The organism is Streptomyces sp. T39 (assembly GCF_008042045.1).
In the GTDB taxonomy this organism is placed as follows: domain Bacteria; phylum Actinomycetota; class Actinomycetes; order Streptomycetales; family Streptomycetaceae; genus Streptomyces.
This window is the reverse complement of record NZ_RDBP01000012.1, coordinates 1,324,144-1,346,365: the sequence shown is the minus strand read 5'-3', so window position 1 is coordinate 1,346,365 and position 22,222 is coordinate 1,324,144. Positions and strand designations below refer to the sequence as shown.

Sequence of the window (22,222 nt, the reverse complement as noted above, 5' to 3'; positions counted from 1 at the left end):
GATAAAAACTGCAGTGCCCGTCTGGGCGTGCGAATGGGGATGCGGCGGCCGGTTCGGCAAGATCCTTTGCGGCACCGGCGCCGGGCGGGTCTCCGGGCCGTGCGGTTCCGTCCGGATCGTGGGACCTCTGTCCACAGGGAGCCGCCCTCCCGAAGAGTTATCCACAGGTTGTGCGAGTTCTCTGTGGATTTCGGAATTGATCATTCCGAATGGCATCTCGACGTCCCGGGATTCCTGCTTTAAACCCCACCCACACACTCATTCGGGTGGGAATTCATCGCTCTGACGAGTTGATCGGCGGAATTCGGGTGACACGGTCTGACCTGTGCCTCTGTGGATGGAACTGGGGAGACTGGGGGATTTGTCGACTGTGCGGTGATGCGTTGTCGACTTGTCCCCAGGTCGAGAAGCGAGCCTGTGGATAACTTTTGTGGACAACGAAAATCTGCAGGTAGGACCGGAGACCCGGCCACGTGAGACGGCGGCTCAGCGGTCCGTACGGCTCAGAGGTCCGTACGGCCGTCCTGGCAGCGAACCAGCCAGTCCGACGCGGCGGTGAACTCCGCGTCCGAGGTCCCCGCGCGCAGCGGCCGCACATCCTGCCGGGCCATCCCCGCCCGCGGGTACGAGCCGAGGAACCGCACCTTGGGGCAGATCCGCTTCAGCCCCATCAGCGCCTCGCCCACCCGGCGGTCGGCGATATGACCCTCCGCGTCGACCGCGAAGCAGTAGTTCCCGATGCCGGCACCTGTCGGACGGGACTGGATCAGCATCAGGTTGACGCCGCGCACCGCGAACTCCTGGAGCAGCTCCAGCAGGGCGCCCGGCTGGTCCTCCCCCATCCAGATGACCACCGACGTCTTGTCCGCACCGGTCGGCGCCGACGGACGCGCCGGGCGGCCCACGAGGACGAAGCGGGTCTCCGCGTTCTGCGCGTCGTGGATGTCGGTGACCAGCGGCTCCAGCCCGTAGGTCGCCGCCGCGAACTCGCCGGCGAAGGCCGCGTCGTACCGCCCCTCCTGCACCAGCCGCGCGCCGTCCGCGTTGGAGGCGGCCGATTCCCACAGCGCGTCCGGCAGATTCGCCCGCAGCCAGTTGCGCACCTGGGGCTGGGCGACCGGGTGGCCCGTCACCGTCTTGATGCCGGCGAGCGTCGTGCCGGGCCGCACCAGCAGCGCGAACGCGATCGGCAGCAGCACCTCGCGGTAGATCATCAGCGGTTCGCCCGCGGCCAGTTCGTCGAGCGTGGCGGTGACACCGCCCTCCACGGAGTTCTCGATCGGCACCAGGGCCGCGGCGGCCTCCCCGGCCCGCACGGCGTCCAGCGCCGCGGGGACGGAGACCATCGGGACGAGTTCGCGGGTCGCTGCCTCCGGGAGCGTGCGCAGGGCGGCCTCGGTGAAGGTGCCCTCGGGGCCGAGATACGTGAAGCGCGTGGCGGACATACTCGTCACCCTAATGGCCCGCGGCCCGCGGGCGGCGCGGATCGGGCCCTCACCCCTCCAGCAGCGCCTGACCCACGTACTCGCCCTTCCCCGGCCCGCCGGGCACCGCGAAGAGTCCGCTCGCCTCGTGCCGGATGAACGGCGACAGCGCGTCGCCCCGGTCGAGCTTGCGCTGCACCGGCACGAATCCGCGCAGGGGGTCCGCCTGCCAGCAGACGAAGAGGAGCCCCGCGTCCGGCGTCCCGTCCGCCCGCATCCCGTCATGGAAGGAGAACGGCCGCCGCAGCATCGCCGCACCGCCGTTCTGCTCGGGTGCCGAGATCCGGGCGTGGGCGTCGGCGGCGATCACCGGCCTGCCGTCCGGACCGGCCGCGTCGAGGTCGGGCTCCGTCGTCTCCGTGCCGCCGGTGAGCGGCGCCCCGTCGGACTTGCGCCGGCCGATGACCCGCTCCTGCCGGTCGAGGGGGAGCTTCTCCCAGTCGTCGAGCAGCATCCGGATGCGCCGCACGACCGCGTACGAACCCTGGGCCATCCAGGCGTGTTCCGTGTCGGCCGGCACGAACACCCGCTGCCGGAAGTCGGGTTCGGAGGGCTGGGGATTGCCCGTGCCGTCGACCTGGCCCATCAAGTTGCGGGCCGTCATCGGCTTCGCCGTGGCGCCCGGGGAGCGGTTGAAGCCGTTCATCTGCCAGCGCACCCGCGCGGCGTCGCCCGCCGCCTTCTGCAGCGTGCGCAGGGCGTGGAAGGCGACCAGGGCGTCGTCGGCGCCGATCTGCACCCACAGATCGCCCTCCGACCGCCCGGCGTCGAGACGGTCGGCCGAGAAGGCGGGCAGCGGATCGAGCTGCACGGGCCGCGCCGCGGTCAGGGACGTGCGGTCGAAGAAGGTCCGGCCGAAGCCGAAGGTGACGGTCAGGGACGACGGTCCGGCGTCGAGGGCGACACCCGTGTCGTCCTCGCCCGTGGGCTCGCCGGCCATCAGCCGCGACGCCAGCTCCGACCAGCGCCGCATCAGCGCCGCCGCCTCCCGGCGGCCCGCGCCCGGACGCAGGTCGAACGCGACGAGATGGCCGTGGGACTGCTGGGGGTCGGTGATGCCCGCCTGGTGGGTGCCGTGGAAGGCGGCGGAGGTGGCGCCGACCGCCGTCAGCGGCGTCGGCGGGGCGTCGGCCGCCGCCGCGTACCCGGCGGCCCCGCCCGCCGCGCCGAGGACGAGCCCGGTCGCACCGGCCGCGCCCGCGGTGCCGAGCAGCCGCCGCCTGGAGATGTGGTTGTCGCTCACGGGTGGTTCAGCCGATCCTGATGGTCTCGTCGACGGTCGTCTGGTCGAAGTCGGAGGTCCGCACGGTCACCTTGACCTGCCATTCGCCCGGCATCGGGATCTGGACGGCGCTCGCGCTCCAGTGTCCCGGGGCCACCCGGTCGGGGGTGATCGGCAGCGGCCCGATCTCCTTGGCGGTGAGGGTGAAGGACACCTTCAGCTCGGGGGCGTCCAGCGGGGTGCCGCCGGGCGTCTCGGCCCAGATGTGCATCTCGTTGCCGCCGGGCTGCGCCGGGTCGAGGCTCAGCCTGACCGTGCCCCTGCCGTTCTCGCCGCCGGTGTCGAAGGGCAGCGAGATCTCGCTCGGCCCGGCCGGCGCGGTCGCCGCGGCCCGCTCGCCGGCATCGCGCGCCTCCTCCTCGGTGCGCCCCGGCTCGGTCGAGGTGAGCACGGTCGTCACCGCGAGCAGGACCACCGCGACGGCGGCCTCGACGAGCACCGAGCGCCGCAGACCGGCCCGTTCGCCGTCCGCGTCCCTGGTCCGCCGGCGCTCGGCGGTCGCCACCGCGGCCCGCTGGCGGGCGAGCTGCGCCGCCCGCTCGGGGTCGGCGGGCGCGGCGTCGCCGGACGTGCCGCTCTCCGTCTCCTGCGGGGCGCCGGCGGCCTCCTCCTGCGCGTCCCGCGCGTCCTGCTCCTGCGGGGCGGCGGCGGTCACCTCGGTCAGGCGCCGCGTCCACCGGCGGGACAGCCAGGCCACCGCCACCAGCACCACGACGAGACCGACCTTGACCAGCAGCAGCTGCCCGTACCGGGTGCCGGTGAGCGCCGACCAGGAGCCGACCTGCCGCCAGGACTGGTAGATCCCGGTCGCGGCGAGCACGACGACGGACGCGAACGCGACCCGCGAGAACCGCTGCACCGCCGCCCGCTCCACGTCCGGCACCCGGTACAGCGCGACCAGCAGGGCGGCGAGGCCGCCCAGCCAGAGGGCCACGGCCAGCAGATGGAGCACGTCGACCGGCATCGCGATGCCGGGCTGGACGCCCGTGGAGGCGTGCTCGGACAGCGCCCAGGTGGCGGCGATGCCCGCCGCGACCACGGAGCCGCCCAGACCGAGCCCGAAAGCGAGGTCCCGCTTCTCCTGCGCGGAGTCGTCCCTGCGGGCGTACGCCCCGAACAGCACGGCGACGAACAGCGCCGCCGCGCCGAGCAGCAGCAGCCGGGAGACGAGCGCCGCACCGGTCTTCGTCTCCAGCACGTCGCCGAGCGCCCCGAGATCGGCGACGTCGGCCAGCCCGCCGGACGCGGTGTACGGGGCCCGCAGCAGCAGCATCGCCAGGGTGGCCGCGGTGAGCGTGAGCCAGCCCTGGACGACGAGGCGCTGCACCGGCCGGACCGTGGCGCCCCGCCGCCAGCACAGCAGCACGAACGCGGCGCCGCCGGCGAGCAGGACGAAGCCCGCGTACGCGGCGTACCGCGCGATCCCGTAGAGCACCCCGACGGCACCGCCGCCGGCCTGCTGGTCGGGCAGGGTGACCGCCGAGGCGGACGGTGCGCCGATCGAGAAGGTGAAGGCGCCCGAGACCGGGTGGCTGTCCGCGGACACGGCCTGCCAGGCCACGGTGTAGGTGCCGTCCGGCAGCCCGCTGTGCAGGGTGACGCCGTACCTCACCGTGCCGCCGCTGCCGAGGTCGCGTATCTGCGCGGTGTCGGCGCGCTTGCCGCTCGGTTCGAGGACGCGGATGGAGTCGTCGCCCATGGCGATCTGCTCGGAGAAGGTGAGGGTGACCTCCTGGGGCGCGGTGGCCACCACCGCCCCGTCCTTCGGGTTGCTCGCGATGAGCGCGGCGTGTGCCGACGCCGGGCCCGCGGCGGCCAGCAGCAGGCCGAGGAGCGTGCCGAGCAGCACGCCGAGGGCCGACAGCAGCCGTACGGGGGACGCACCGAGGCGCGGGGCGGTGGTGGTCGTCATGCGATCAGTCCCTCACTGCTCAGTGCTGCGGGTTGTAGGTCGTCTCCTTGACGGGGACGTCCACGGTGATCGGTTCCGACTTCTCGAAGTGCAGCTCCAGGGAGACCGTGTCGCCCTGCCGGGGACGCTGCTTGAGCGACATGAACATGATGTGGTTGCCGCCGCGTTCGAGATCGAGGGCGCCGTCGGCGGGGATGTCGAACGACGCCACCTCGCGCATCTTCTGGTCCTTCGTCTCGTGGATCGTGACGTCGTCCGAGATGTCGCTGGTGACCGAGGTGAGCCTGTCCGCCTGTCCGCCGTCGTTGACGACGGTCAGGAAGCCGGCGGCCATGTCGCTCACCGGCTGGGGCATGAAGGCACCGTCGACCCGCAGTTCGGGCTCCCCGGCGGACGAGCAGCCGGCGAGCGCCAGCGAGGACGCCAGGGCCGCCGCCAGCAGGACGGGGGTGCGCCCGCGGATCACGGCTTCTCCCCCGCGATCAGCTTCGGCAGGTCCTTCGCCCAGTCGTCGGCGGTGGTGTCCTCGCCGTACAGGACGTAGCCCTCGTCGGTCCTCGGCGAGAAGGCGACGACCTGGGCGCCGTGCATGGACACGACGGTGCCGTCCTTCTCCTTCTTCGGCGGGTCGATGCCGATGCCGATCGACTTGGCGCCGGCCTGGATGGCCGTGAAGTCGCCGGTCAGGCCGATGAACGACGGATCGCCCGCGCTCGGCAGCCAGGAGGCCAGCTCGGCGGAGGTGTCGCGCTCCGGGTCGGTGGTGACGAAGACGACCTGGAGCTTGTCCTGGTCGGCCTTCGGGAGCTGCTTCTTCGCGATGGCGAGGTTGCTCATCGTCAGGGGGCAGACGTCGGGGCAGTGCGTGTAGCCGAAGTAGATCAGCGTCGGCCTGCCCTTGGTCCGCTCCCGGAGGTCGAACGTCTCGCCGCGGGTGTCGGTCAGGACCAGGTCCGGCTTGGCGAAGGGCCGGTCGAGGACGGTCGCGGCCTCGGTCCTCGGCTGGGCCGAGACCTCGAAGCCGGACGAGGCGGAGGTGTCGTCGCCGGAGGAACAGGCGGAGAGGGAGAGCCCGGCGGCCACCACGAGGGCGGCCGCGAGCCCGGTCTTCTTGCGCATAGAGCTGATGTCCAGACGTGTCTGTCGGGTGGTGATCAGGCGCGGCGGCGGCCGGCCAGGACGCCGAAGGCCACGCCCGCGGCGCCGACGGCGATGCCGACGCCGCCGAGGACCCGGGCGGTGGTGTCGCTGCCGCCGGAGGAGGCGGCGGTCCCGGTGTGCGCGGCTTCGTCGTCGTGGCCGGCGTTCTTGTCGTCGGCGGCGGTGTCGGCGGCCCCGCCGTGGTGGTCGGCCGACGCGGCGGAGAGCTTCAGCACGGGGGCCGGGGACTCGGGCTCCTCGCCACCCTCCTGCGGCTCCTCGATCCAGCGCACGACCTCGTCGTTGTCGTACGTCTGGAGGGCCTTGAAGACCAGCTGGTCCGCGTCCTCGGGCAGCTGGCCCAGGGAGACGGGGAACTGCTGGAAGCGGCCGGGCGCGATCTTCGAACCGTCCGCGGTCCAGGTCACCTTGGTGACGGCCTCGGTGATCTGCTTGCCGTGGACCTCGAGCGGCTTGTCGAGCTTCGAGCGGGTGACCTCGGCCTTCCAGCCGGGCACGTCCTGCGGCATCACGGACGCCAGCGGGTGATCGGCGGGCATGGAGACCTCGAGCTTGACGGTGGAGGCGTCGTCGCGCTCGTTCGGGACCTTGAAGTTGACGGTGGCGTAGCCGCCCTTGGCGGCCTCGCCCTGCGGCTGGACGCTGACGTGGGCGAAGGCGGTGCCGGAGAGGGCCACGACGGAGGCGGCGGCGACGGCGGCAGCGGCGGCGACGCGGGAGACGTTCATGCGGAAACACACTCCACGGTGAGGAGAGGCGAGGGATGTGCCCGGGCACGGACGCGCGGGGGCACAGCGGCTCCGCTCCCGTCGAGCGAGCCGCGTCAGGCAGCGATGACGTATACGGGCGGCGGCCCGCGCCTGATCACCGTGTGCTGAAGTGCCTCACCGGCGACCGGCGGAGGAGGCCCGGCCTGTGCGGCCGGGCGGCCGAGGACGCCCGCGGGTGTGCCGGGCAGTCCGGCCCGCAGCGCCCGCACCAGGGCGAGGGCCGCGCGCAGGGCGCGCAGCAGGGCGCCGTCGGCGACCTCGTGGGCGGATCCGGCCGAGAGCTGCGTCAGCCGCAGCAGCGCCATGTCGCCGCGCCGCATCAGCAGTCCGGTCACGGCGGCCGCGGCGAGATGCCCGAGCACCATGGCGAGCGAGGGGAGGTCCGCGCCCGCGGCCGGGTGCGCGTGGGCGCCGTGCACCGCGGCGGCCGGGTCGATGCCGGCGGTCGTCACGATGCGCCGGGCGTCGGCGGGGCCGATGGACGCGGGGCCCGCCCCGCACACCAGCTTCGCGGCCACCCGGATCAGCGCGTCGTCCGCGCTCCGGGCGAGCTGCAGCCTGGTCTGGGCGAGACCGAACAGGGCGTGCAGCGCGAGCTGTCCGCCGGCGAGCACCGCCGCGATGGCGGGCAGCGAGCGCTGCCGCCCCGTGAACGGCACGACCAGCGCGAACACCACGGCGCACCCGAGGCCCAGCGACCACAGCGGCACGGCCTCGCATGCGGCCAGCACATGTCCGGTCCCGGACAGCACGACGCAGACCGCGGTGAACACCGCGGCCCTCAGCAGCCGCAGACCGGCTCCGGCGTGTGCGTGGCGTGGGGACGACATGGCCGGGTCATCATCCCACTGCCCCCGCGGCCTCCGTACGGCAGGTCCGGAAGATCCCGTTTGCCGACCGGCGGGCTCCCGCCGGGGTCACGGGGGTGCCGCGAACGCCCCGGCATACACCGCGGATCGCGGCCGCGCATCCGCCGAATGAGGCCGTCACCGCCGGCGGGGGCTTACCGATGGGGGTGACGGGCAATACGTATCGGTATGTCAAGCCGGGGCCAGGAGGCTGGAGCATGAGCATCTGGTGGTCACTCCGTCTGCGGCGCGATGCCGCCAGCGTCCCCCTGGCCCGCCGGCTGCTGCTCGGCACCATGGAGACCGCCGGCGTCGATCCGGACATCTCCTACGACCTGTCGGTGGCGCTCACCGAGGCGTGCGCCAACGCCGTGGAGCACGGCGGGGGCCCGGCCGCCGGAACGGCGGGCGATCCGGCGGCCGAGTACCGGGTGACGGCGTATCTGGACGGCGAGAAGTGCCGTATCGAGGTCTCCGACTCGGGGCCCGGATTCGACCGCGGCCCCGCCCCGCACCGCGACGGACCCCTCGACGTGCCGGCGACGGCGGAGAGCGGCCGGGGGCTCTGTCTCATCGAGCAGCTCGCCGACCATGTCCATGTGCGCAGCAGGCCGGGGCTGGGCGCGGTGGTCAGCTTCGACAAGATCCTCAAATGGCGCGAGGGCGCGCTGCTCGGTGTCTCCTGAGCGGCACGCCCCCGGGGCCCCTCGCGCGGACCGGGCCGGTCCGCCCCGCACGAGGGGCCCTTGCCCCGTCCGTCCCGAGGCTCAGTCCGTCAGCGCGGCCATCCACGCCTCGACCTCGTCCGCCTGACGCGGCAGCGAGGCGCTGAGGTTCCGGTTGCCGTCCTCGGTGACGAGGATGTCGTCCTCGATCCGGACGCCGATGCCGCGGTACTCCTCGGGCACGGTGAGGTCGTCGGCCTGGAAGTACAGACCGGGCTCGACGGTCAGGCACATCCCGGGCTCCAGCGTCCCGTCGACGTACGCCTCGGTGCGGGCGGCGGCGCAGTCGTGGACGTCCATGCCGAGCATGTGGCCGGTGCCGTGCAGCGTCCAGCGGCGCTGGAGGCCCAGCTCCAGCACCCGCTCCACCGGGCCCTCGACGAGGCCCCACTCGACCAGCCGCTCGGCGAGGACGCGCTGCGAGGCGTCGTGGAAGTCGCGGTACTTGGCGCCGGGCTTCACGGCGGCGATGCCCGCCTCCTGGGCGTCGTACACCGCGTCGTAGATCTTGCGCTGGATCTCCGTGTAGCGGCCGCTGATCGGCAGGGTGCGGGTGACGTCGGCGGTGTAGAGGGTGGTGGTCTCCACACCGGCGTCGAGCAGCAGCAGGTCGCCGGAGCGGACCGGTCCGTCGTTGCGCACCCAGTGGAGGGTGGTGGCGTGCGGGCCGGCGGCGCAGATGGAGCCGTAGCCGACGTCGTTGCCCTCGACGCGGGCGCGCAGGAAGAAGGTGCCCTCGATGTAGCGCTCGCTGGTGGCCTGCGCCTTGTCGAGGACCTTGACGACGTCCTCGAAGCCGCGGGCGGTCGAGTCGCACGCCTTCTGGAGCTCGCCGATCTCGAACTCGTCCTTCACGGCACGCGCCTCGGAGAGGTACACCCGCAGCTCGTCGTCGCGCTCGGCGGTGACCTTGTCCGTCAGGGCGGCCTCGATGCCGGCGTCGTGGCCGCGCACCACGCGGACCGGGCCCGTCGCCTCGCGCAGCGTGTCGGCCAGCTCGCGCACGTCGCGGGCCGGGATGCCGAGGATCTGCTCGGCCTCGGCCAGCGAGTGGCGCCGGCCGACCCAGAGCTCGCCCTGGCCGGAGAGCCAGAACTCGCCGTTCGCGCGGTCGGAGCGCGGCAGCAGGTGCACGGTGGCCACGTGCCCGTCGCCCTTCGGCTCCAGGACGAGCACGCCGTCCTCGGTCTGGTCGCCGGTCAGGTACGCGTACTCGGTGGCGGCGCGGAAGCTGTACTCGGTGTCGTTGGAGCGGGTCTTCAGGTTGCCCGCCGGGATCACCAGGCGCTCGCCGGGGAAGCGCGCCGACAGCGCGGCACGGCGGGCCGCCGTGTGCGCGGCCTGGGGGAGCGCCTCGAGACCGTGCAGCTCGGTGTCGGCCCACCCCGTGGTCATGTTCTCGGCCAGCTCGTCGGACACGCCCGGGTACAGGCCGTTCTTGCGCTGCTTGATCGGCTGCTCCTCTTCCGGGGTCTCCGGGGTGAGCTCCTCCGCCACGTCTGCCTCCTGGGCCTTTCGGCCACTCGATACGACTCGGGACCCTCCTGGGTGCGTGTCTGCTCACAGGAGGGGCGACTCCATCGTATGTGCGAGGGGAAGGCGGCCCCGGACGGACCGGGAGATTGTGAGGAATCAGTCAAAGCGGGCGGCGAGCAGGACCACGTCCTCGGCGCCGTCCGTCCGGTCCAGGCCGTCGGGCAGCATCGTGCGCAGCACATGGCCGGCGACGGCGGACGGGTCGCTGCGCGCGGACCTCGGCACGGTGGCCGCCGCCGAGTGCAGTCGTGCGAACGCCCGGTCCATGGCGTCGCCGGTGCGCCTGAGCAGCCCGTCGGTGTACAGCAGCACCGTTTCTCCCGGCGCCGGGGTCAGTTCCACGCTGGGCGCCTCCCAGCAGGCGAGCATGCCCAGCGGGGCCGACAGCGACGTCTCGGCGAACTCGGTCCGCCGCTCGCCGATCACCAGCGGCGGGGTGTGCCCCGCCCCCGCGAGAACGATCCTGCGGGCGGCCGGTTCGGCGTACGCGAAGAGCGCCGTCGCGGTGCGTGCGGGCTCGGTCAGCCGCAGCAGCAGCTCCAGATCGGAGAGCACCGCGACCGGGTCCTCGCCCTCCATCACCGCGTACGCGCGCAGGGAAGCGCGGAGCCGGCCCATCGCGGCGAGCGCGCCCGGCCCCGATCCGCCGACCGAACCGACGGCGAGGCCCAGCGCGCCGTCCGGCAGCGGCAGCGCGTCGTAGAAGTCCCCGCCGCCCCGCTCGCCGGTGCGGTGGCGGACGGCGAGGGTGACGCCGGGGACGCGGGGCAGCCGGTGGGGGAGCAGTTCCTCGGCGACGGTGGCCACCACGGCGCGGGCGCGTTCCAGTTCCAGCAGCCGCGTCAGATGCTCGGTGGCGTAGCGCATGTAGAGCCCGACGAGGTGGGTCTGGCGTTCGACGGGTTCGGCCGGCTCGTCGTACATCCAGACGGCGGCGCCGAGCGCGCCCGATCCGCCGGCGGCCAACGGGCAGGTGTAGGTCGCGGCGCAGCCGAGCCGGACGACGACCTCGCGGTGGAGCGGGTGGAGGTCCTCGGCGAGGAGGTCGGGACGGGCGACGGGCGGGGGCGCGGCGCCGCCGGGGCGGCGGTCGCGCAGCATCGAGCCGAAGGCGGTGACCTCGCGCGGCACGGTCTCGATGTGTCCGAGGTCGGCGCGGCTGAGGCCGAGGCCCCTGGTGCGCGAGGGGAGCGCGCCCGCCGGTGCGCCCGCGAACACCGCGTCGTGCGCCGGATCGTGCGGGGGCTCCAGGACGACCATTCCGCGCCGTGCGCCGACCAGGGCCGCGCCCGCGTTCAGCAGTTCGTCGAGGGCGTCGTCGAGCGTGCCGGTCCTGGCGAGCCGTTCGGTGAGTTCATGGAGCGTGGTGAGGTCGGAGACCCAGCCGGCCAGCCTGTCCTGGATGACCGCCCCGGGGGGGGGAGAGAGGGCCGGCATCGGGTGCGCGGCGGCGGAAGTTTGTGCGGGGGTCGGAAATGTGGGATCGATTCCGGCCACTTTCGGCAGGTGTGGGGCGCTCATGGTCACCGGCTTTCCGGCAGGCGCGTTTCGCTCAATAGCATCGCAAACCCCCATGTCCATCTGCGCCGCTACCCATGCATCCACATCTACACGCAGACGTGAGGTGATGTCCAGCATTGTCCCGGTGGGATGAGTGGTGTCAGCTGCTCGTGAACTTGGCTGGAAAAAGCACCCGATGGGGGAGGTCTGCGGTCGACTGAGGGCGTTCGGCAGGGGGACCCAGGGGTTCACGCTCCGGGGATAGCGTCATTGCAGGCGTGCTGGGTACGTGTACGTAGACGGTGATGGTCAGGGGCAGTTGCAGTGCCCCGGAACCTGGCGGCGGGTCCGGGCGTCCTACGCTCGAAGGCCGCGCCCCCCATCCTCGAAGTGGCGGGGAAAGTATCGCGGGACAGCAAGCGCCAGACCCGCGCCACCCCGCGCCACACGTTTAATGGACCACAGCCGACGATCGGCCCCCGGGCGGCGAATTCGGCCGCCGGCACCGTGGGGGGACGCCCATGCCACTGGCAGGGGCGGTGACGCGCCGACCCGTACGCATTTTTACGCACAGTGAAGTTGTCTGCACGTGTTGTGATGTGGACCCCGGCGTTCAACGGAAAGGAACGAGCGCTCATGCGCGAGATCCTCGGAAGGCGACGCAGGCTTCGGTACCGGCGGCGAAAAGGCCCTGACCAGCTCGACGCCGCGCTCACCGCGGCCGTCGCCTGGGGCTGGCCCGTACTGCCCGGTGTGGGGCGCAGGACCGCGGGGGGCAACTCCCCGGGCAGATCCGGCAGGAGCGACGGGCAGGAATGCGCCTGCCCGGACCCGGAGTGCGTCGTCCCCGGCGCCCACCCCTTCGACCCCGGCCTGCTCGCGGCCACCACCGACGAGCGGATGCTCCGCTGGTGGTGGGGCAACCGGCCCACCGCGCCGGTGGTGCTGGCCACCGGCGGCCGCGCGCCCTGCGCCGTGAGCCTGCCCGCGGTGGCCGCCGCCCGCGCCCTGGCGGTGCTGGACGAGCGGGGCATGCGCCTCGGCCCCGTCGTCGCGACCCCCACCCGGTGGTCGCTGCTGGTCGCGCCGTACGGACTGGAGCAACTCGGCGAGCTGCTGTTCGTCAAGGACAGCGTGCCCAGTTCGCTGCGCTTCCACGGCGACGGCGGCTATCTCGTCCTGCCCCCGTCGGACACCGGCGGCGGGCAGGTGCGCTGGGAGCGGGCCCCGCTGGCCGGCTCCGCCACGCCCTGGCTGCCGGACGTGGAGGCGGTCGTCGACGCGCTGGTCGAGGCGAGCGCGGCAGCCGCGCCCCGCACCGGGCTGCACCCCCCCGAGTCCGGCGACGGCACCCGGCTCACCTACTGACGGCGCGGCCGCCCCGTGCGAGCGGGGCGGCGCCCGCCGGGACCGCCCGGTCACTCGTACGGGTTGGAGGCGGGGCGAGTTGCGGGGAAACGGGCGCGCGGGCCACGGCGCCCCCGGGGGCAGCGGCTATCTTCGGGCGACCACCGCGCACTTCCCCGCAGTCGTCAGGTTGCCCATGAATCTCCGTGTGATCGGGCTGGCGGCCGCCACGGCCGCCGCCGTACTGCTGCCGCTCGCCGCCTTCGCGGGGACGGCCGGCACCCCGGGTGCCGGTGACGGCAGGACTCCCGCCGGGGCCCTGCCGTTCCTCTCCGCACGGCCCGCCGACGGGGCCCCGGAGCCGCCCGGCGGGCTTGTGGAGCGCGACGAGGCCCGGGCGGCCGCGGATGGTACCGGAGGCGGCTCTCCCTTCCCACCACGTCCGATCGAGCGATGTGGGCCGGAACTCGCCTCCCCCGATGGCGTGGAGGCGCAGACCTGTGTCATGGCCGAAGGCGGCGAAACCTGGGCGCGTGCCTATTACCGCAATGCCACCGGTGAGGAATTGACGGCCGTACTGTCTCTCATGGCACCGGGCGGACGTGCCTGGCAGGCAAACTGCTTGCCACATGAGGGCGATGAGCCGGGTACCTGTGAAACACCTCGGGCGCATTCCCTGGGAGCGCCGTCCGCCTACATGGCCGTTGCCGAGTTCGCCGCACGAGCGGCCGGCGGCGACGGGCCGCTGCTGCTCCGGGCCGGGAGCAACTCCGTTGCGGCCGAGGGGCGTTGAGGCGGCGGGGCCGCCGGGAAATGGAAACGCCCGATCGCTGGCGACGGGGGATGCACCAGCGACCGGGCTTCTAGAACGGTAACAAGAGATCTGCGGTTCGCAAATTCGATCTCTGTTATTCGGACAGCGATTTACCGGCCGGTAGAGCGAGTTGTGACTGGAGTCACCCGATACCGCACGGCATTCGTCACTCTCAGCTGAGGGTGACTTGGCGGTTGGTGAGGCCGCCCCGCGCCCGGCGCTCCTCCGGCGTCAGCGGGGCGTCGTCGGCGAGGGCGCCTGCGAGCCGCTCGGCGAATTCGGCGGCGGGCTTCTCGCACTCCTCGGCGCCCATGCCGGTGGGCAGGTCCCACACCGGGACCATCAGGCCGTGGGCACGGAACGAGCCGACGAGGCGGGTCCCCTCGCCGAGCGAGGACGAACCGGCCACGTGCAGCCGGGCCAGGGCGTCCAGCAGGCGCTCCTCGGCGTGCGGCATGACCCAGCGCAGGTGGTTCTTCTCCGGCGTCTCGCACCAGTAGGCGGCGTCCACACCCGCGAGCTTCACGGTCGGGATGGCGGCGGCGTTGGCGCGCTCCAGGGAGGCCGCGACGTCCGGCGAGGCCTGCTCCTTCGAGTCCGGCACCCAGAACTCGAAGCCCGGGTGGACGGCCGGCTCGAAGGCGGCGTCGGGGTCGAGCAGGTCCTGGAGACGCACGGGCCCGGCGTCCGCCGCGTCGGCCGCGTCCGCACCGCCCGCCGTCACCGGCGTGCCCGGCTCGGCGACGAGCGCCTTGCGCAGGGTGGTGGCCAGGTCGCGGCTGAGGTCGCCGGAGGGGGTGTCGTTCTGGAGGCCCAGCAGGACGGAGCCGTCGTCGCGGCGCAGCGCGGGCCACGCCATCGGCAGCACGGTCGCCAGCGTCACCGACGGAACGCCCTCGGGGAGACCGTCCTTCAGCGTCAGCGCGACCGTCGCCGCGGGCACCAGCTCGCGCAGGGCGACCCAGTCGGGCTCGCCCGCGAGGCCCTCGAACGGGCGCTGGACCAGCTCGGTCACGGCGTGCGCGGCCGCCCGGCCGTGACACGCCTTGTACCGGCGGCCCGAACCGCAGGGGCAGGGCTCGCGGGCACCCACCACCGGCACGGGCTCGTTCGCGCCTGCGGCGCCTGCCCCGGTCCTGGTCTGAGGCTTCGTCGCCTTCGTCTGGGGGCGCTTCTTGGCCATGGTGAGGCTTTCTCCCGATCGCGGCGGTGCTGTGTCGGGCGCGAGCCTAGCCGTATGCCGCGGCCCGCGTGGAGCATCGGCCCCCCACTCGCGGAACCGGGTGACACCCGGGGGCCCGCGGCACGGCCGGCCGGCAGGCGCACGCCGGTCCGGCGCCGGGGTCAGTCCAGATCGTCGAAGGCGTCGGCGAAGTCGAAGGACGGGCCACCGACCCGGGTGGCGAAGTCCTCGCGCCGGTGTCCTTCGGTGACGAGCACCCACACCGTGACCTCTCCGGCCACCTCGTCGCGCACGCCCCAGTCCTGGGCGAGCGCGGAGATGATGTTCAGCCCCCGGCCGCCGCGCGCGGTCACCGAGGGCGTGGCCGGAACCGGGCGGGTCGGCCCGCCGCCGTCCGTCACCTCGACCGTCAGCCGCCCCGAGCCGTCGACCCGCCAGGCCGCCCGCACGTCGCCGTCGCCCACGTCGGAACGGCCCAGCGGCCTGCCGTGGCGGTACGCGTTGCTGAGCAGCTCGGAAAGGATCAGCACCGCGTCGTCGACGACCGTCTCGGACACGCCCCCGTCCCTCAGCTGCGCACGCATCCGGTGCCGCGCCTCACCCACGCCCGCAGGGCCATGGGGTACGGCCATGCTCGACGACGTGGGCACCTCCTGTGCCACCACAAACGCCACCCCCGAGACCTCCTTCGCCCCACGCCACGGTGTGAATGCCCTTCTGGACTGGACCGGAAACCGGCCAACCACGCGGCAGTGACGCACTCGACACATGTGGCTACGCAGTGAATGCGCCGGGGCACACCCTGTGACCCAGGGTGACGGAGTTACCGGCGTCCCAGCTGGGACAGGACCTGACCCGGGCGGTTGGTGATGATCGCCTCGACGCCGAGCCGCATGCACAGCTCCACGTCCCCGGGATCGTCGACGGTCCAGACGTGCACCTGGTGGCCCGCCGCGTGCAGCCGCTCCACGAGCCCGGGGTGGCTGCGTACGATCCGGATCCCGGGGCCGGCGGCACGAGCGCCGGCCGGCAGCCTGCCCTCGCGCACCCGCCGGGTCGCGAACTGCGTCAGGTACACCGTCGGGATCGTCGGGGCGGCGTCCGCGATCCGGTGCAGCGACCTGGCGGAGAAGCTCATGACGCGCACCGGCGACTCCTCGGGAGAGGCCGGTGCGGCCAGGCCGAACCGTCCGAGCAGGGAGAGCAGCCGCTCCTCCACCTGGCCGGCCCACCGGGTGGGGTGCTTGGTCTCGACGGCGAGCTCCACCCGGCGCCCGGCGTCGGCGACCAGCTCCAGCAGCCGCTCCAGCGTCAGGACCGAGGTCAGCGACGGGTCCTTCCAGTCGGGGCTCTCGGCCGCGTCCTTCCACGACCCGAAGTCGAGCGCCGCGAGATCCGCGAGCTCCAGCGCGGAGACGGCGCCCCGGCCGTTGGACGTGCGGTTCACCCGGCGGTCGTGGACGCAGACCAGATGGCCGTCCGCGGTGAGCCGTACGTCGCACTCGAGAGCGTCGGCGCCGTCCTCGATCGCCTTGCGGTACGCGGCCAGGGTGTGTTCGGGGGCGTCCTCCGACGAGCCTCGGTGGGCCACGACCTGGATGCTGTGCGCTGGTGCTGAAGTCACGCGCGTCATGGTGTCACCGTGACGGGGCAGACGGGGGAGAGGGCGGCGGAGCGCTGGTGGTCCGGCCGTCCGGGGGCTTTGAAGATGCGCCCCATTTGTCGTAAGTAAAGGATTGCCGGAATACACACAGGTCCTGCTTACAGTGGCCTGACGTGCGGTGGGAAAAGCTGACCGCGGACACTCGCACAGCGAACGCCCCGGAGTCACGCCGACTCGTGCCCGAACCCGAAGTGGACCTGTGGAACCCGTGGAACCTGAGGAGACAGAGCTGTGAGCACCGAGAACGAGGGCAACGCGGTTCCTGCCGCCCCGTCCGTACCGCCTCGGCCGGACACCGCTCCCGAGGGCCCGGCCGAGGCGGTACGGACGGGGCGGCAGGAACCGCGTTGCCCTCGTTCTCGGTGCTCACAGCTCTGTCTCCTCAGGTTCCACGGGTTCCACGCTCCCAGGACCCCTTCGCCGGGCACGCGACGGCCGCCCACCAGGCGCCCGCCCCGCAGGGCTCCGGCCCCGCCTGGCCGCCCGCCCCGCCCGCGCTCCCCGCCTACGGCGGCGGCTCGCACGGCGGCGGCCCCGTCTGGGGCGACCCCGGCTCGCAGCACGCTCCCCCCGGCGAGCCGCGGCGGCGCCGTTCCGGCGGGCTCGTCGCCGCCGTCCTGGTGGCGGCACTCGTCGCCGGCGGGGTCGGCGGCGGCATCGGCTACTGGGCCGCCGAGCGCAACGACGACGGCACCGGCTCGACGACGGTCTCCGCGGCCGCGCCGCAGGACCTCAAGCGGGAGCCGGGCACCGTGGCGGCGGTCGCCGGCAAGGCGCTGCCGGGCGTCGTCACCATCGAGGCGAAGTCGGGCGGCGGCGGCATCGGCGGCGAAGGCGGCGAAGGCGGCGAGGGCGGCACGGGCACCGGCTTCGTGTACGACCGCGAGGGCCACATCCTCACCAACAACCACGTGGTGGAGTCGGCCGCCGAGGGCGGCACCCTGTCGGCGACCTTCTCCGACGGCAAGACCTACGACGCCGAGGTCGTCGGCCGCGCCCAGGGCTACGACGTGGCCGTCCTCAAGCTCAAGGACGCCCCCGGCGGGCTCGCGCCGCTGCCGCTCGGCAACTCGGACAAGGTCGCGGTCGGCGACTCCACCATCGCCATCGGCGCCCCGTTCGGTCTCTCCAACACGGTCACCACCGGCATCATCAGCGCCAAGAACCGTCCCGTCGCCTCCGGTGACGGCTCCAGCGGCAAGAACTCCTACATGAGCGCGCTCCAGACCGACGCCTCCATCAACCCGGGCAACTCCGGCGGCCCGCTGCTCGACTCGGGCGGCGCGGTGATCGGCATCAACTCCGCCATCCAGTCCGCGGGAAGCGGCATGGGACAGACCCAGGCGGGCTCCATCGGCCTGGGCTTCGCGATCCCGATCAACCAGGCGAAGACCGTCGCCGAACAGCTGATCAGGACCGGCACCCCGGTCTACCCGGTCATCGGCGCCACCGTCGACATGTCGGGTCAGGGCGGCGGCGCGAAGATCGCCTCCGAGGGTGCGGGCGGCAGCGAGGCCGTCCCGCCGGACAGCCCCGCGGGCCGGGCCGGCCTGAAGTCCGGTGACGTGATCACCGGCTTCGACGGCAAGGAGATCGACAGCGGACCGACCCTCATCAGCGAGATCTGGACCCACGAGCCCGGCGACAAGGTCAAGCTGACGTACGAGCGCGACGGCAAGGAGCAGACGGCGGAGCTGACCCTCGGCGAACGCAAGGGCGACAGCTGACCCCCGCTCTCCCCGCTCCCGTGAGGACCGGCGACCATGTGCCCGCGCACACGGTCGCCGGTCCTCCGCCTGTCGTCGGCTGTCCTCCGCCTGTCCTCGGCTCTGCCGTCCGCCCTGTCCACCGCGGCAGGGCGCGGCGGCCCTATCCGGCGGCGGCGGGGGGACGGGCGGCCCGCTCGTCGAACTCCGCTCTGGCGGCCTCGATGGCGGCGACGTTCGCCTGGGACCAGTCGGTGATGCGCTGCAGCAGGCCGCCCGCCTCCTGCCCGAGCCCGGTGAGCCGGTACTCCACGCGGGGCGGCACGGTCGGATAGACGGTGCGCGTCAGCAGTCCCTCCCGTTCCAGCGCCCGCAGGGTCTGCGTGAGGACCTTCGCGGTCACGCCGTCGAGGCGTCTGCGCAGTTCGGCGAAGCGCATGGGCCGGCCGTCTTCCAGCGCCACCAGCACCAGCATGGTCCACTTGCCCGCGATCAGCTCCAGCACGGCACGGGTCGGGCAGTCGCGGAGGAAGACGTCCACGCCACCGTGTTTCCTCAGGTCGAAGCCGGTATCCATGAGGAACCTCGATATCAGACAAGTGCCTTCTTCCGCCGGGCCTTCGGCGGGTCCGACCATGGACGCACCGCCGCCCGCCGTCGAGGAGACCCGATGCCCCCGCGTATGCACGCCATCGTCCAGACCGCCTTCGGCGGACCGGAGAAGCTCGTTCACACCGAGACCGACGTGCCGGAGCCGGGCCCCGGCGAGGTGCTGCTGCGGGTCGCCGGCGCGGGGGTCAACCCCGGTGACGCCGTGCTGCGGGCGGGCCGGGTGCCGGAGTTGGTCTCCCTGCCGTGGACGCCGGGCAACGACGTCTCCGGGACCGTCGAACGGGTCGGCGAGGGCGTGACCCGCTTCGCGCCGGGCGACACGGTGTACGGCATGCTCCCGGTGTCCGGGCGCGGGGCGTACGCCGAGTACACGGCGGCACCGGCAGCCGCGCTGGCCCGGGTGCCGGTCGGCCTCGGCCTCGTGCACGCCGGGGCCGTCCCCCTCGTCGCCTCCACGGCCTGGCAGGCGCTGGCCGTGCTGGCCCGCGTCGGGCCCGGCGACCGGGTGCTGATCCACGCCGCGGCGGGCGGCGTCGGGCACGTGGCCGTGCAACTGGCCAGGGAAGCGGGGGCACTGGTGATCGGCACCGCGCGGCCGGCCCATCACGACTTCCTGCGCGGTCTGGGCGCAGACGAGCTCGTCGACCACACCACCACCGACTTCCGCACCGCCGTCGAGCCGGTCGACGCCGTGCTGGACCTCGTCGGCGGCGACTACGGCCGCCGCTCCCTCGACGTGCTCCGGCCCGGCGGCCTGCTCATCGGCGCCTCGATCGACCCGGGCACGGACGAGGACGAGGCGGCGGCCCGCGGACTGCGCTACGTCTGGGTCACGGCCGAACCCTCCGGCGAGGTGCTGGAGAAGATCACCGACCGCATCGAGGCGGGCCGGCTGCACATCGAGGTCGGCCGCACCTATCCCCTGTCCGAGGCCGCCGAGGCCCACCGCGCGATCGAACGGAAGCGCACCACCGGCAAGATCGTCCTCGCCCCCTGACCACCCCCGGCCCCGCCCGGCATCCCCCGGTCCCGTCCACGGCCCCCGCGCCCTCCCGCGGGCCGGTAGGCTGTAGCCGCTCCGCAGCAGGTGAGGCGGGGCCCGGGTGGGTTGCCCGAGCGGCCTAAGGGAACGGTCTTGAAAACCGTCGTGGCGCGAGTCACCGTGGGTTCAAATCCCACACCCACCGCAGGTGAAGCGGCCTCTGACCACGATCGACGGTCAGGGGCCGTCTGCTTGCCCGGTCGCCGTGATCGCCCGGTGCTCCCTGTTCGCACAGGGTCTCCGGCCGGCGGCCGAGGTGGTCGACTGGGCCGGAAGCCTCTCGGAGAATGGATCGGCGCACGGCCGGGAGCCGCGCGCTGTGCCGACGGATGCGGTCACGTGTGGCACGACGTGTCGGCTCAGCCGCAGGAGGGGGAAGGGCGTGAAGGGCGAAGCAAAGGCACTGGCCCTGGGGTGGGGGTGCCGGCTGCTGATGGGGGTCAGGGCCGCCCCTCATCGATACCACGCGGACATGGACGACATGATCGTCCTGGTCCTCTTCGGGCTGTCCACTCTCTTCGCGCTCGCCATGACCGTCCGCTTCCTGTACCGCCTGGTGACGATCCGAGGCCGGACCGCGGCGTCACCTCCGGCGGCGAACGACCACGAGGAGACCGCCTCCGAGTCACCCTGACGGCGCGGTGTGCGTCTCGAAGGCGGCCGTCGGGGCCGCCCTTGCACACCGTCGAAGGGCGGGTCTCCGATACGGAGACCCGCCCTTCGGCGTCTTGCATGCGGATGGCGCCGACCCGGTGCCCGCGGGCCCGGATCAGGACCGGTGGCCGCGTCGGCGGGCGCCGCACGGTGGGGCCGCCGAGAGGCGGGTGGCCACCGTGTCCGGTGTTCCGCGGAGGTCAGACCGTCCTGCGGCGGCGGGCGACGAGGACGGCCCCGGCGCCGAGTGCGACGGCGGTGGCCGCGGCGGCGCTCAGCTGGAGGGTGGCGGACGAACCGGTGGCCGCCAGCGTGCCGTTGGTGGTGCCCTGCGGGGTGACGGTGTTCGTCTGCGGGGTGGTGCCGCCGGTGGGCGACGGCGTCGGGGCGGGACCGGCGGCGGCGAGCAGGTCGAAGTCGTACTCGGTCATGTCGTTCCCGCCGCAGGAGCCGTCCTCGTTGTCGTAGTCGGCGGCGACGTAGGCGATGCCGTCGGCGGCCGGGGCCTTGGCGTCGACGGTGAGGCGGAGCTTGACGTCCTCGGTGGCGCCGGGCTTCAGCGGGCCGACGGAACCGGCGTAGGTGCCCTCGGTGACGTCCTCCCACTCGGTGGAGCCCTCGGGGGCCCACTCGAGCGTGAAGTGCTCGTCGACGATGTCGTAGTCGTCGCCCGTGGTGGCGTGGAAGAAGACGAACGGGTTGACGTCGTCGAGGGTGCCGGCGGTGCCGTTGGTGACGGTGACGGTGAAGTCGACCGTGGTGCCCGCGGTGATCTTGGCGGGGAGGCCCTTGGCGACGGAGGTCAGGTCGTTGTCCACGACGCATTCCTGGTCGGCGAGGGCGTCGGCGAGCGCCTCGTCGGCGGCCTCCTTGGCCTCCCGGGCGTCCTTCACCGCGACGGTGGCCAGGTGGAGTTCGGTGGAGGCCGCGACGCGGGCGTCGTCCACGGCCTTGGAGGCGGCCTTCGCCTTCTCCTGGGCGGTGTTGGAGGCCGTTCCGGCATCCGCCAAGGTCTTCGCGGCCTCGGTGACCTTGGCCTGGGCGGCGGCCCTCTCCTCCTCGGTGGCCGTCCCGGGCAGCTCCCGCAGTGCCTTCTCGGCGTCGGCGAGCGCGGTGCCGGCGGCCGTCACGGCCTCCTTGGCGGCCTCCGCCTCCGTGCGCGCGGTGGCGGCTGCCACGACGAGCGGGTGGTCGTCCTCGGAGAGTGCGTCGAGGAGCGCGGCCGCGGCGGACTTGCGCGCGAGGGCCGCGTCGTACGCCTTCTGCGCCTCCTCGGCGGCCTTGCGCAGCTTGTCGATGGTGGGGCTGTCGTCGTCGGTGTCCGCGGCCGTCGCCGACTCCCGGACGGTGGTGCGGAGGTCGCCGGGGCCGGTCTCGGCGAGCGCCGTGCCGGCGGCGAACAGGACGGCGGGGGTGGTCACCGCGGTGACGACGGCGGTGGCGAGGATGCGGCGGAGTTTCACGAAGGCACCTTCTGGGTCCGGGCACAGATCAGCAGCGCGGTACGGATCCGGAGCTGGTCGGGCGTCCGGAGAGCAGTCGATGCGGCGTCAACTCACGCATGGCTGCCGGGTGATCGTATGACCGGTTATGCGGGGGGAGGAAGGAGGTTGTCCCGCCCCCGGCGGCGACGGCCGGGGACGGGGGGTGGACGAACCGGATGATCAGGGGCAGTTGCCTCTGACGGGGAGATCGCTTTTGTGATCCATGTCATGCCCGGGGGCGGGAGGTGAGCCGTGCGGCCGACGCGATGGTGGCCCGGGCCTCGTGCTCGGGGAGTCCGGCCCCCACCGCGGCACGGGTCAGCGCGTCGGCGAGCGCGTCGCCGAAGCCGTGCTCGTAGGCGCGGCAAGCGGCCCAGAAAAGCCGGGTGTTGCGCTGCCCGGCCCGGGCGGCGAGGACGAACTGGACGAGGCCCTGCCCCTGGGCGGCCGTCTGCGGCGGGTGTCCGGCGCCCGGTCGCGGGGCGGCGTGGCGGGGGTG

The 22,222-nt window shown here is 73.4% G+C and carries 21 protein-coding genes and 1 tRNA gene; 7 read left to right on the top strand and 15 right to left on the bottom strand.

All coding sequences use genetic code 11. From position 1 onward, the window contains the following. Nucleotides 1–503: 503 nt before the first annotated feature. From pheA to EAO77_RS06965, 7 genes are all read right to left on the bottom strand, one after another. On the bottom strand, nucleotides 504–1,445 hold the full coding sequence (gene pheA / locus EAO77_RS06995; protein WP_147987184.1) for a prephenate dehydratase: 942 nt from the start codon (nucleotides 1,443–1,445) through the stop codon (nucleotides 504–506). A 49-nt stretch (nucleotides 1,446–1,494) separates the two neighbouring features. Beyond that, nucleotides 1,495–2,727: an iron uptake transporter deferrochelatase/peroxidase subunit gene (efeB, locus tag EAO77_RS06990; protein ID WP_147987183.1), complete on the bottom strand. Its 1,233-nt coding sequence runs from the start codon at nucleotides 2,725–2,727 to the stop codon at nucleotides 1,495–1,497. A 7-nt stretch (nucleotides 2,728–2,734) separates the two neighbouring features. After that, nucleotides 2,735–4,678, bottom strand: coding sequence for a copper resistance protein CopC (locus tag EAO77_RS06985; RefSeq protein ID WP_147987182.1), 1,944 nt, complete (start codon nucleotides 4,676–4,678; stop codon nucleotides 2,735–2,737). Between the two features lie 19 nt (nucleotides 4,679–4,697). Continuing rightward, a complete protein-coding gene (locus tag EAO77_RS06980) occupies nucleotides 4,698–5,141 on the bottom strand; it encodes a copper chaperone PCu(A)C (protein ID WP_147989002.1) in 444 nt (147 codons plus the stop codon). Beyond that, nucleotides 5,141–5,797 carry an SCO family protein gene (locus EAO77_RS06975; protein WP_147987181.1) on the bottom strand — a complete coding sequence of 219 codons (657 nt, stop codon included), beginning with the start codon at nucleotides 5,795–5,797 and terminating at the stop codon, nucleotides 5,141–5,143. Before EAO77_RS06975 ends, EAO77_RS06980 begins: the two co-directional genes overlap by 1 nt. Nucleotides 5,798–5,832: 35 nt before the next feature. Then, nucleotides 5,833–6,567 carry a YcnI family protein gene (locus tag EAO77_RS06970; protein WP_147987180.1) on the bottom strand — a complete coding sequence of 245 codons (735 nt, stop codon included), beginning with the start codon at nucleotides 6,565–6,567 and terminating at the stop codon, nucleotides 5,833–5,835. 95 nt (nucleotides 6,568–6,662) lie between these two features. Next, nucleotides 6,663–7,439, bottom strand: a complete 777-nt coding sequence (locus EAO77_RS06965; protein WP_147987179.1) for a hypothetical protein — start codon at nucleotides 7,437–7,439, stop codon at nucleotides 6,663–6,665. 236 nt (nucleotides 7,440–7,675) lie between these two features. Between EAO77_RS06965 and EAO77_RS06960 the strand changes: the two genes are divergently transcribed. Then, nucleotides 7,676–8,143 carry an ATP-binding protein gene (locus EAO77_RS06960; RefSeq protein WP_147987178.1) on the top strand — a complete coding sequence of 156 codons (468 nt, stop codon included), beginning with the start codon at nucleotides 7,676–7,678 and terminating at the stop codon, nucleotides 8,141–8,143. Between the two features lie 81 nt (nucleotides 8,144–8,224). On the opposite strand, the gene EAO77_RS06955 is transcribed toward EAO77_RS06960, so the two are convergent. Together EAO77_RS06955 and EAO77_RS06950 are read right to left on the bottom strand one after the other, a co-directional pair. Further along, nucleotides 8,225–9,679 carry an aminopeptidase P family protein gene (locus tag EAO77_RS06955; RefSeq protein ID WP_147987177.1) on the bottom strand — a complete coding sequence of 485 codons (1,455 nt, stop codon included), beginning with the start codon at nucleotides 9,677–9,679 and terminating at the stop codon, nucleotides 8,225–8,227. Between the two features lie 135 nt (nucleotides 9,680–9,814). Further along, nucleotides 9,815–11,356 carry a PP2C family protein-serine/threonine phosphatase gene (locus tag EAO77_RS06950; protein WP_187283141.1) on the bottom strand — a complete coding sequence of 514 codons (1,542 nt, stop codon included), beginning with the start codon at nucleotides 11,354–11,356 and terminating at the stop codon, nucleotides 9,815–9,817. Between the two features lie 498 nt (nucleotides 11,357–11,854). On the opposite strand from EAO77_RS06950, the gene EAO77_RS06945 reads away from it, so the two are divergent. Next, nucleotides 11,855–12,586, top strand: coding sequence for a bifunctional DNA primase/polymerase (locus EAO77_RS06945; RefSeq protein ID WP_147987176.1), 732 nt, complete (start codon nucleotides 11,855–11,857; stop codon nucleotides 12,584–12,586). 175 nt (nucleotides 12,587–12,761) lie between these two features. Beyond that, on the top strand, nucleotides 12,762–13,358 hold the full coding sequence (locus EAO77_RS06940) for a hypothetical protein (RefSeq protein WP_147987175.1): 597 nt from the start codon (nucleotides 12,762–12,764) through the stop codon (nucleotides 13,356–13,358). Between the two features lie 193 nt (nucleotides 13,359–13,551). On the opposite strand, the gene EAO77_RS06935 is transcribed toward EAO77_RS06940, so the two are convergent. From EAO77_RS06935 to EAO77_RS06925, 3 genes are all read right to left on the bottom strand, one after another. After that, on the bottom strand, nucleotides 13,552–14,562 hold the full coding sequence (locus EAO77_RS06935; RefSeq protein WP_147987174.1) for a DUF5926 family protein: 1,011 nt from the start codon (nucleotides 14,560–14,562) through the stop codon (nucleotides 13,552–13,554). 161 nt (nucleotides 14,563–14,723) lie between these two features. Beyond that, nucleotides 14,724–15,332: an ATP-binding protein gene (locus tag EAO77_RS06930; RefSeq protein ID WP_147987173.1), complete on the bottom strand. Its 609-nt coding sequence runs from the start codon at nucleotides 15,330–15,332 to the stop codon at nucleotides 14,724–14,726. A 53-nt stretch (nucleotides 15,333–15,385) separates the two neighbouring features. Further along, a complete protein-coding gene (locus tag EAO77_RS06925) occupies nucleotides 15,386–16,195 on the bottom strand; it encodes a glycerophosphodiester phosphodiesterase (protein ID WP_187283140.1) in 810 nt (269 codons plus the stop codon). 392 nt (nucleotides 16,196–16,587) lie between these two features. Here EAO77_RS06925 and EAO77_RS06920 point away from each other — a divergent pair, with 392 nt between their 5' ends. Beyond that, the gene (locus tag EAO77_RS06920; RefSeq protein WP_261993829.1) at nucleotides 16,588–17,952 is read left to right on the top strand and encodes a S1C family serine protease; all 1,365 of its coding nucleotides are present in this window, start codon (nucleotides 16,588–16,590) and stop codon (nucleotides 17,950–17,952) included. Between the two features lie 142 nt (nucleotides 17,953–18,094). On the opposite strand, the gene EAO77_RS06915 is transcribed toward EAO77_RS06920, so the two are convergent. Next, nucleotides 18,095–18,508 carry a winged helix-turn-helix transcriptional regulator gene (locus EAO77_RS06915; RefSeq protein WP_147987171.1) on the bottom strand — a complete coding sequence of 138 codons (414 nt, stop codon included), beginning with the start codon at nucleotides 18,506–18,508 and terminating at the stop codon, nucleotides 18,095–18,097. A gap of 93 nt (nucleotides 18,509–18,601) precedes the next feature. Between EAO77_RS06915 and EAO77_RS06910 the strand changes: the two genes are divergently transcribed. From EAO77_RS06910 to EAO77_RS06900, 3 genes are all read left to right on the top strand, one after another. Further along, on the top strand, nucleotides 18,602–19,540 hold the full coding sequence (locus tag EAO77_RS06910; RefSeq protein WP_147987170.1) for an NADP-dependent oxidoreductase: 939 nt from the start codon (nucleotides 18,602–18,604) through the stop codon (nucleotides 19,538–19,540). 105 nt (nucleotides 19,541–19,645) lie between these two features. Then, nucleotides 19,646–19,730, top strand: a tRNA-Ser gene (locus EAO77_RS06905). A gap of 237 nt (nucleotides 19,731–19,967) precedes the next feature. Continuing rightward, nucleotides 19,968–20,219 carry a hypothetical protein gene (locus EAO77_RS06900; protein ID WP_147987169.1) on the top strand — a complete coding sequence of 84 codons (252 nt, stop codon included), beginning with the start codon at nucleotides 19,968–19,970 and terminating at the stop codon, nucleotides 20,217–20,219. Nucleotides 20,220–20,439: 220 nt separating this feature from the next. On the opposite strand, the gene EAO77_RS38485 is transcribed toward EAO77_RS06900, so the two are convergent. Both EAO77_RS38485 and EAO77_RS06890 read right to left on the bottom strand, forming a co-directional pair. Next, complete coding sequence (locus EAO77_RS38485; protein ID WP_261993828.1) at nucleotides 20,440–21,702, bottom strand: hypothetical protein; 1,263 nt, start codon at nucleotides 21,700–21,702, stop codon at nucleotides 20,440–20,442. 247 nt (nucleotides 21,703–21,949) lie between these two features. Beyond that, nucleotides 21,950–22,222 (bottom strand): primase alpha helix C-terminal domain-containing protein (locus tag EAO77_RS06890; protein ID WP_222723647.1); only part of this gene is annotated, 273 nt, incomplete at its 5' end.